Here is a 7,132-nt window from a genome sequence, read left to right as displayed (position 1 = left end):
ACGCAAAGAAGGCCACTTAATGTGGCCTTCGTCTTGCGCAGGACTGTAGAGCAGGAAACCTTATATCCGGCCCCTCCGGTCGGGGACCGCGCCTTTGCGACTACAGCGTCATGTTCGGATCGGCGTCGACATCGAACGGCGAGATTTCTCCTCGGTCGAATTTACGGCGGGCGACCTCCGCGATCATGGCAGCGTTGTCGGTGCATGCCGAAAGAGGCGGCACCGTCACGCGGATGCCCTGGCGCCCAAGCTTCTTGATCATCATCTCGCGCAGATGCGGATTAGCCGAGACGCCGCCGCCGATGCAATATTCCTTACATCCGGTGGCATGCAGCGCGTTCTTGGCCTTCTTGTACTGAACGTCAAAGACCGCGGCCTCAAACGAAGCCGCCAGGTCGGGCAGATGAATCGTACGCCCGGCTTTGGTCTCCTGCTCAATGTAGAGCGTCACGGCCGTCTTAAGGCCCGAAAGCGAGAATCGATAGTCGCCCCTACTATTGAGCGCACGGGGAAAGTCAATCGCGCGGGGATTGCCCGTCTCGGCAAGCTTGGAGATGATGGGGCCGCCGGGATAGCCCAGGCCCAGCGCCTTTGCCACTTTGTCAAAGGCTTCGCCCACGGCGTCGTCGAGCGTCTCGCCGAGCACCTCGTAGTCGCCCCACGCCTTGACGTAAACAAGCATGGTATGACCGCCCGAGACGAGCGTGAAGATAAACGGCGGCTTGAGATCGGGCTGCGCCAGCAGGTTGGCAAACAGGTGGCCCTCCAGATGATTGACACACACGAGCGGTTTACCGGCAGCATAGGCAAAGCCCTTGGCGAAGGCGACGCCCACCACCAGAGCACCCACCAGGCCCGGACCCTGTGTCACGCCAACAGCGGCGAGTTCGCTCGGCGCGATGGCTCCGCCCTCAAGACCAAGCGATGCCGCGGCATCCTCGAGCGCCGCGTCCACGACGCTCACGATAACCTCAACGTGCTTGCGCGAAGCGATCTCGGGCACTACGCCGCCAAAACGGGCATGAAAATCGATCTGCGTCGAAACCTGATTGGCCAGCATATTACCGTCCGCATCGATAATCGCCACAGCCGTCTCATCGCACGAACTCTCGATGGCAAGCACCAGGCGGCGACGCTCAATTTCGGCGCGTTCCTCAACGGTTCGCTCGGGTGCAGGTAGCGGCCATACGCGCTGCTCTGCCGCCGTCGGCTCGGGCGAAGCATTGTCGACCGGAAGCACGAGGGGCAGCGGAGCCGTCATGACGATGGCATCCTTGCCGGCACCATAGTAGCCGCGGCGACGGCCAGCCTCGGTAAAGCCCAGAGCGTTATAAAGCGCGATCGCTCCCTCGTTGCCGTCCTCGACCTCGAGCGAAGCCGTGGTGCAGCCGAGCATCTGGGCATCATAGCTCACATGCGACAGCAGCTTGCGGGCAATGCCCTCACGGCGATGTGCCGGGTCGACGGCGACATCCAGAATCTGCACATCACCGTCCACGACCATACCGCCGGCAAGGCCCAGCAGCTTGCCGTCGTCGTGTGCCACCCACCAACTACGCGGCGTAGCGACGTCCTCGCCCAGTTCGGACAGGAACATGCCCGGCGTCCACGCCTTGTGTCCGGCACCTTCAAAGCAGGCAGCCTCTAACGCGCTCGCGCCCTCGGCATCCGCCGCGCCCATGGGACGGAACTGCAGATGACGACCGGCGAGCTCATCGGCAACGCCCGTAATTTCGCTCTGCGCACTCTCGGCAAGACCAAGACGCTTGCGCTCGTTTTCCTCGGCATCCGAAAGGCGCGTGTAAATCGGCAGGACGCGAGCCGGATCGCCGTCACCCGCAGCGTGCGCGAGCAGCAAGCCCTCGCCCGAAGGCCACCACAGGTCGCGCTCCACGCAGCGGGCGATCTCGTCCTCACCCAACAGCTTGCCATAGCGCACGAGACCGTCGCCGGTCAGCTGAACCTGGTCCCAGTCCGCTGCTTGGCGCCACTCATCGAGCGCCACGGCGGCCTTGACCACGTGTTCGCGCTCAAATTGACGCTCGGGGCCCTCATCGACCAGCATATACAGCGCCGGATATACCTCACCGCGCATAGCATCGGCCAAGATACCAAGCTTGCCGCGCACGCCAGCCTTCCACGCCGTCCAAGCGCAAGCGTCAAGCGTTGACACGCCCAGCAGCGGAACATTGGCACCACGTGCGAGGCCCTTGGCAGTGGAGATGCCGATGCGCACACCCGTAAACGACCCCGGGCCGCGGCCGACCACGTAGTAACCAACATCGCTGCGATCCAGACCGGCTTGAGCCAGCACGCCATCAACGGTATTCACGAGCTCAACGTTGGCGTGACGGCGACACATGTGGTCGCCACTCACGAGCTTCGTCTCGCCCGTCTGCCCATCAATCCAGCTTGCCGCGCAGGCAAGCATGTCGGTCGAGGTATCGAGCGCCACCACCAGCGCGTTGTCGTTATGCAAGCTCATCTTGTACAGCCTTATCAATCAAATGGGAAAGCTCCATTGCGCGGTCACCGTGTGCCTCGAGCGTTATCGTTCGCACATCGCTGTCGCCCTCATCACGCTTGAGCGTCACCGAAAGATACTCATCCGTCAGCTCGTCCTGGAATTGTTCGCCCCATTCCAGCAAGCAAGCACCCTCATAGCCCAGCACATCGAAAATGCCCGTATCCTCGAGCTCGTAGGCATGCTCCAGGCGGTATAGATCAAAGTGAAACAGCGGAATACGACCTTGATCGTGAACGGCCATGAGCGCAAACGTAGGGCTCGTAACCATATGCTCATCGCCCAGCCCGCGCGAGACGCCCTTGGTAAAGTGAGTTTTGCCCACTCCCAGGCCACCGGTCAGGATGAGCACATCGCCGTCCTCAAGGCACGGTGCAATTAGCTCGCCAAAGTACTCCGTATCGGCAGCGCAAGTCGTTTTGTAAGTACCTACCCCCAGGCGCTCCAGGGACATATATGCTCCTTATTATTCCGAGGCGTCCTCTGGTGCGGGATGTCGCTCCAGATAGTCGCCCAGCATCTTAAAGTCTTCCTCCAGCAGCTCCTGCCACGCCGGATTGCGCAGCGCTGCTGCCGGATGGAACGTGGGCATTACTACAAAATGCCCCATCTGGTGGAACCTGCCGCGCAGCTTAGTAATGCCAATCTCGGTCTTAAGCACAAAGTGCGTCGCGGGGTTGCCGAGCGTCACGATAATATCGGGCCAGATGCTTCGAATCTGCTCACGCAAAAACGGCGAGCAAGCCAACACTTCCTCGGGACGCGGATTGCGGTTTCCCGGCGGGCGGCACTTAAGCACGTTGGCAATGTAGACGTCTTCGCGTTTGAGGCCCGCCAGCGACAAAATGCCGTTGAGGTCCTCGCCTGCCGCCCCCACAAAGGGCTCGCCCTGCAAATCCTCATTGCGGCCCGGCGCCTCACCAATAAACATCACGCGAGCGCGGGGGTTTCCCACGCCAAACACGATATTGTGACGCGACTGGTAGAGCTGGCAGAGGTGACAATCGCCCAGAACGGCCTCAATTTCCTCGAGTGCGACCTCACGTGGTGCCTGATGGGTATGGCCGGGGATGTGCATGACGCCCATAGCGGCTCCTACACGTAGACCTTGTCGAGACGCATGCCAAAGCCGCAGGCGACCTCGTAGTTAATCGTTCCACGCAGTCGGGCCATCTCGTCCATAGTGATCTCGGCATCGCCATCGCGGCCGACAATGATCATCTCGTCACCATACTCGGCCTCGGGAATCTCGTGTGCCGGGTTGGACTGAATGGCGACCATAAACTGGTCCATGCAGATATTGCCAACCTGATGCACACGCTCGCCGCGATACAGCACATCCATACGATTGGAAAGCGTACGCGATAGGCCATCGGCATAACCGATCGGCAGCGTGCAGATCTGAACGCGCGTACGCGGTACGCGGTAGGTAAAACCGTAGCCCACGCCCTCACCCATCGCAGGGTGTGCCACGCGCGTCACGCGCGCATGGACGCTCATAACGGGATCAAGCTGCATCACGCGGCCACTCAGCTCGCACGGCTGCATGCCATACAAGCCAACGCCGGCACGAATCATATCAAAATGCATCGAGGGGTCGAGCATCGAGGACGGCGTGTTGGCGCAGTGCACGATACCGCACTCAAAACCCGCATCCTTAATGGCCTGAACGGCCTCGGTAAAGCGCTGACACTGCAGCTTGTAGTCCCAGCCCGAAGGTTCATCGGCCGTGGCGAAGTGCGTAAATACGCCGTCGCACTGAATACCGCGATGGAAATTTATACCGCGGACAAAGTCGAGCACCTGCGTGTAGTGAACGCCGATACGATTCATGCCCGTCTCGATGGCGAGATGATACTTGCCCACTTTGCCCGCCGCGACGGCACATTCGCCATACGCAAGAGCAAAATCAGACGTATAGACCGAAGGCATGATATCAAACTCGAGCAACGTCGGAATGGCCTCGATAGGCGGCTCGCTTAGGATGAGGATGGGTTTCGTAATCCCGCCCTGTCGGAGCTCAACGCCCTCGTTAACCGTCGCCACGGCAAACATGTCGGCACCGGCCGAATACATGATCTTGGCGCACTCAACAGCTCCATGACCATAAGCATCGGCCTTGACCACGCAGCACAGGCGCTGACGTGGATTCAGCAAGTTCTTATAGGCCCTCGTGTTGCGACGGAGCGCCCCGCGGTCGATCTCGACCCAGGACCAGCGCGTCAAATCGGCTTTATTCATGATTAGTCATCCGACCCTTCGTCCATGATTCCCAGATCTTCGAGCGCATCCTTTGCCGCCAGTTCCATGGCCGGACCGATCAAGTCGATAAGATCGGTCGCGATGACGCTCTTCTCACCATACTCCGTCGCCGCGGCAAAACCGGCGTAGCTGTGAAGTGCGACGGCGTACGAATACAGCAACTCCCAACGATCCATCTCGTCGCGCATGGTGGCAAGCGTGCCGGCCAAAATACCCGCGAGAACATCACCCGAACCGGCAGTTGCCAGAGAAGCCGGACCCGAGAGCGGCAGCAGCACACGCTCAACGCCACAGATAGCCGTCGTCGGCCCCTTGGCAATGACCACCAGATTGTCAGAGCCTGCAGCCCAGACAACCTTCTGCGCGGCTGCAATCGCAGTACCAAGGTCGTTCACCTCGTCACCGGCAACCAGACGCGAAAGTTCACGATAGTGCGGCGTCATAACCAACGGCTGCTCGCGACGATACATCTCGGGATTACTATCAATACCGTCAATGGCAATCTTAGCAAGGCAGTTGAGTGCATCGGCGTCCAAGATAAGCGGCACATCAAGCTCGAGCAAGCCCGAAACCACCTGCATAGCGCCGGCAGATGTCGTCATACCGGGACCGCACAGTACACAGCTGTACTTCTTTGCAATCTCGCACACCGTCATGCGCGCAGCGGCGCCAAAGGAGCCGCGGGAATCAGACGGAATAGCAAAGACGGGAATCGAAGGAAGTGCCATGCGAATAAGATTGGCGCAGGCGTCAGGAGCCGCGACTGCCACGTAACCAGCACCCGCGCGAGCTGCAGACTTGGCCGCCATAATGGCAGCACCAGGATATTGCGCAGATCCGGCGACAATAAGCACAGAGCCACGGGAATACTTATCGATATTCGTAGGTAGTGGGGCAAAGTAATCAACTAAGTCCCCGGGCTCGACAATCTCGGCGGCGTGGTCGACATCATCGATGACCTCGTCAAGACGGTCGTAAAGATTGCCGCAGATCAAATCGCCAGCATACTCAGGACCATCAGCGCTATACAGACCAATCTTGGGCGCAATCATCGTCACCGTATGCTCGGCACGAATGCAGTCGTCATCAACAACGCCCGTCTCGGCATTCAGGCCCGAGGGAACATCAATGGATACGACACAATCGGCGCATTCATTGACCGTAGGAATCCAGATGGAGAACGGCGCACGCAGATTTCCGTGGAAACCGGTACCAAAAATGGCATCGACAACAACATCGGCCTTATCGATCAAAACCTCGAGTTCGTCACGCGAGGGGCCGACGCAAACGTGCACATCGCGGCCGGCAGTACGACGAGCAACATGACGTGCCAGAGCAGCAGGAATCTCATCCGGCTCAACCGGAGAAACGATATCCACGTCCACACCCTTATGGCTCAGGATATCGGCGGCAACCCAACCGTCGCCGCCATTATTACCAAAACCGACCAGAACGAGAACCCGATCGGGATTGAGCTTCAAGACCTCGTTGGCGGCAAACTCACCCGCTAGCTCCATAAGCTCGGCCTTCGAAGTCCCTTCGCGTTCGATGATATCCTCGAGACGAACGACTTCTTCGGTACTCAAAACCGGTTTCATCTATGCTCCTAGCGTATCTTGCGAAGCATCGCCCAGGTGCTCCGTCAATGCTGAATTCTGCAGCTGCTCAAGCTCATCTAAAACAGAGCGAGCCTCTTTAAATGTCTGCGCTACGCGTTTCTTGGTGCTCACCTTTTCCTCTTTTGGCTTAGGCCGAGCATCTTCGGTAATCGCGATGGCATTCGCAACGGCCAAATCTCCTGTAAGCGTAATGGAAAGAGCGACTTCAACAACACCCAGTTCTTGAGCGATCTCGAGAGCACGGCCCGAAAGCAGCGCCTTCGGTTTGCCGAGTTTATCACGCGTAACCGAAACATCCTTGCGACCCACGCCTTGACTAAAACCCGTGCCGAGAGCTTTAAGTACCGCCTCGCGCGAAGCAAAGCGGCTCGCATAGTGAGCAGCGGGACGCGATGATGCATCGCAATACGCACGCTCTTCTTCGGTAAACACACGCCGAGCAAACGACGGCGTCTTTTCAAGAATTGAGTTCATGCGGGAAATCTCGACGATATCAACGCCGATACCAGCTTCAGCCATGTTCACCTCCATATCGCACAGACTAAGTTATTGTAGCCCGTTCGCAGAAGATGCGACAAACGAGGGTTATAAAACACAGCTACTATGTGAGACAAAAGCCCGTAAACGCAAAAAAGGGGGAGGCCGCGAGGCCTCCCCCTTCTTCAAGTCATCCGACGGCTCGGTGCCGTCCACCGGTCAGCGGCGCCCTGGCCTCCCACGGGCTGAC

At 59.0% G+C, this 7,132-nt stretch carries 6 protein-coding genes; all 6 read right to left on the bottom strand.

Annotated features, from left to right (window positions below):
* Positions 1-100 precede the first annotated feature (100 nt).
* From tsaD to acpS, 6 genes are read right to left on the bottom strand one after another with little or no spacing between them, the layout of a single operon-like run.
* Positions 101-2,485, bottom strand: coding sequence for a tRNA (adenosine(37)-N6)-threonylcarbamoyltransferase complex transferase subunit TsaD (gene tsaD / locus I2D41_RS04845; RefSeq protein WP_195363712.1), 2,385 nt, complete (start codon positions 2,483-2,485; stop codon positions 101-103).
* Positions 2,472-2,978: a tRNA (adenosine(37)-N6)-threonylcarbamoyltransferase complex ATPase subunit type 1 TsaE gene (gene tsaE, locus I2D41_RS04840; protein ID WP_117735673.1), complete on the bottom strand. Its 507-nt coding sequence runs from the start codon at positions 2,976-2,978 to the stop codon at positions 2,472-2,474. The genes tsaD and tsaE overlap by 14 nt, the downstream gene beginning before the upstream one ends.
* A gap of 12 nt (positions 2,979-2,990) precedes the next feature.
* Positions 2,991-3,611 carry a uracil-DNA glycosylase gene (locus tag I2D41_RS04835; RefSeq protein ID WP_006235848.1) on the bottom strand — a complete coding sequence of 207 codons (621 nt, stop codon included), beginning with the start codon at positions 3,609-3,611 and terminating at the stop codon, positions 2,991-2,993.
* Between the two features lie 8 nt (positions 3,612-3,619).
* Entirely contained in the window at positions 3,620-4,765 is a 1,146-nt protein-coding gene (gene alr / locus I2D41_RS04830; protein WP_035137770.1) for an alanine racemase, read from the bottom strand.
* Positions 4,766-4,767: 2 nt separating this feature from the next.
* Positions 4,768-6,384, bottom strand: a complete 1,617-nt coding sequence (locus tag I2D41_RS04825; RefSeq protein WP_082222952.1) for an NAD(P)H-hydrate dehydratase — start codon at positions 6,382-6,384, stop codon at positions 4,768-4,770.
* Positions 6,385-6,924, bottom strand: coding sequence for a holo-ACP synthase (gene acpS, locus I2D41_RS04820; protein WP_195363711.1), 540 nt, complete (start codon positions 6,922-6,924; stop codon positions 6,385-6,387).
* Positions 6,925-7,132: the final 208 nt, after the last annotated feature.

Source organism: Collinsella aerofaciens, from assembly GCF_015552075.1.
Taxonomy (GTDB): domain Bacteria; phylum Actinomycetota; class Coriobacteriia; order Coriobacteriales; family Coriobacteriaceae; genus Collinsella; species Collinsella aerofaciens_Y.
Note: the sequence above shows the minus strand (reverse complement) of the source record. Positions and strands in the feature narration are given on the sequence as shown.

Bases quoted from the DNA above. Each gene is read 5' to 3' on its own strand.
- tsaD (WP_195363712.1), bottom strand. From the start codon at position 2,485: ATGAGCTTGCATAACGACAACGCGCTGGTGGTGGCGCTCGATACCTCG.
- tsaE (WP_117735673.1), bottom strand. From the start codon at position 2,978: ATGTCCCTGGAGCGCCTGGGGGTAGGTACTTACAAAACGACTTGCGCT.
- I2D41_RS04835 (WP_006235848.1), bottom strand. From the start codon at position 3,611: ATGGGCGTCATGCACATCCCCGGCCATACCCATCAGGCACCACGTGAG.
- alr (WP_035137770.1), bottom strand. From the start codon at position 4,765: ATGAATAAAGCCGATTTGACGCGCTGGTCCTGGGTCGAGATCGACCGC.
- I2D41_RS04825 (WP_082222952.1), bottom strand. From the start codon at position 6,384: ATGAAACCGGTTTTGAGTACCGAAGAAGTCGTTCGTCTCGAGGATATC.
- acpS (WP_195363711.1), bottom strand. From the start codon at position 6,924: ATGGCTGAAGCTGGTATCGGCGTTGATATCGTCGAGATTTCCCGCATG.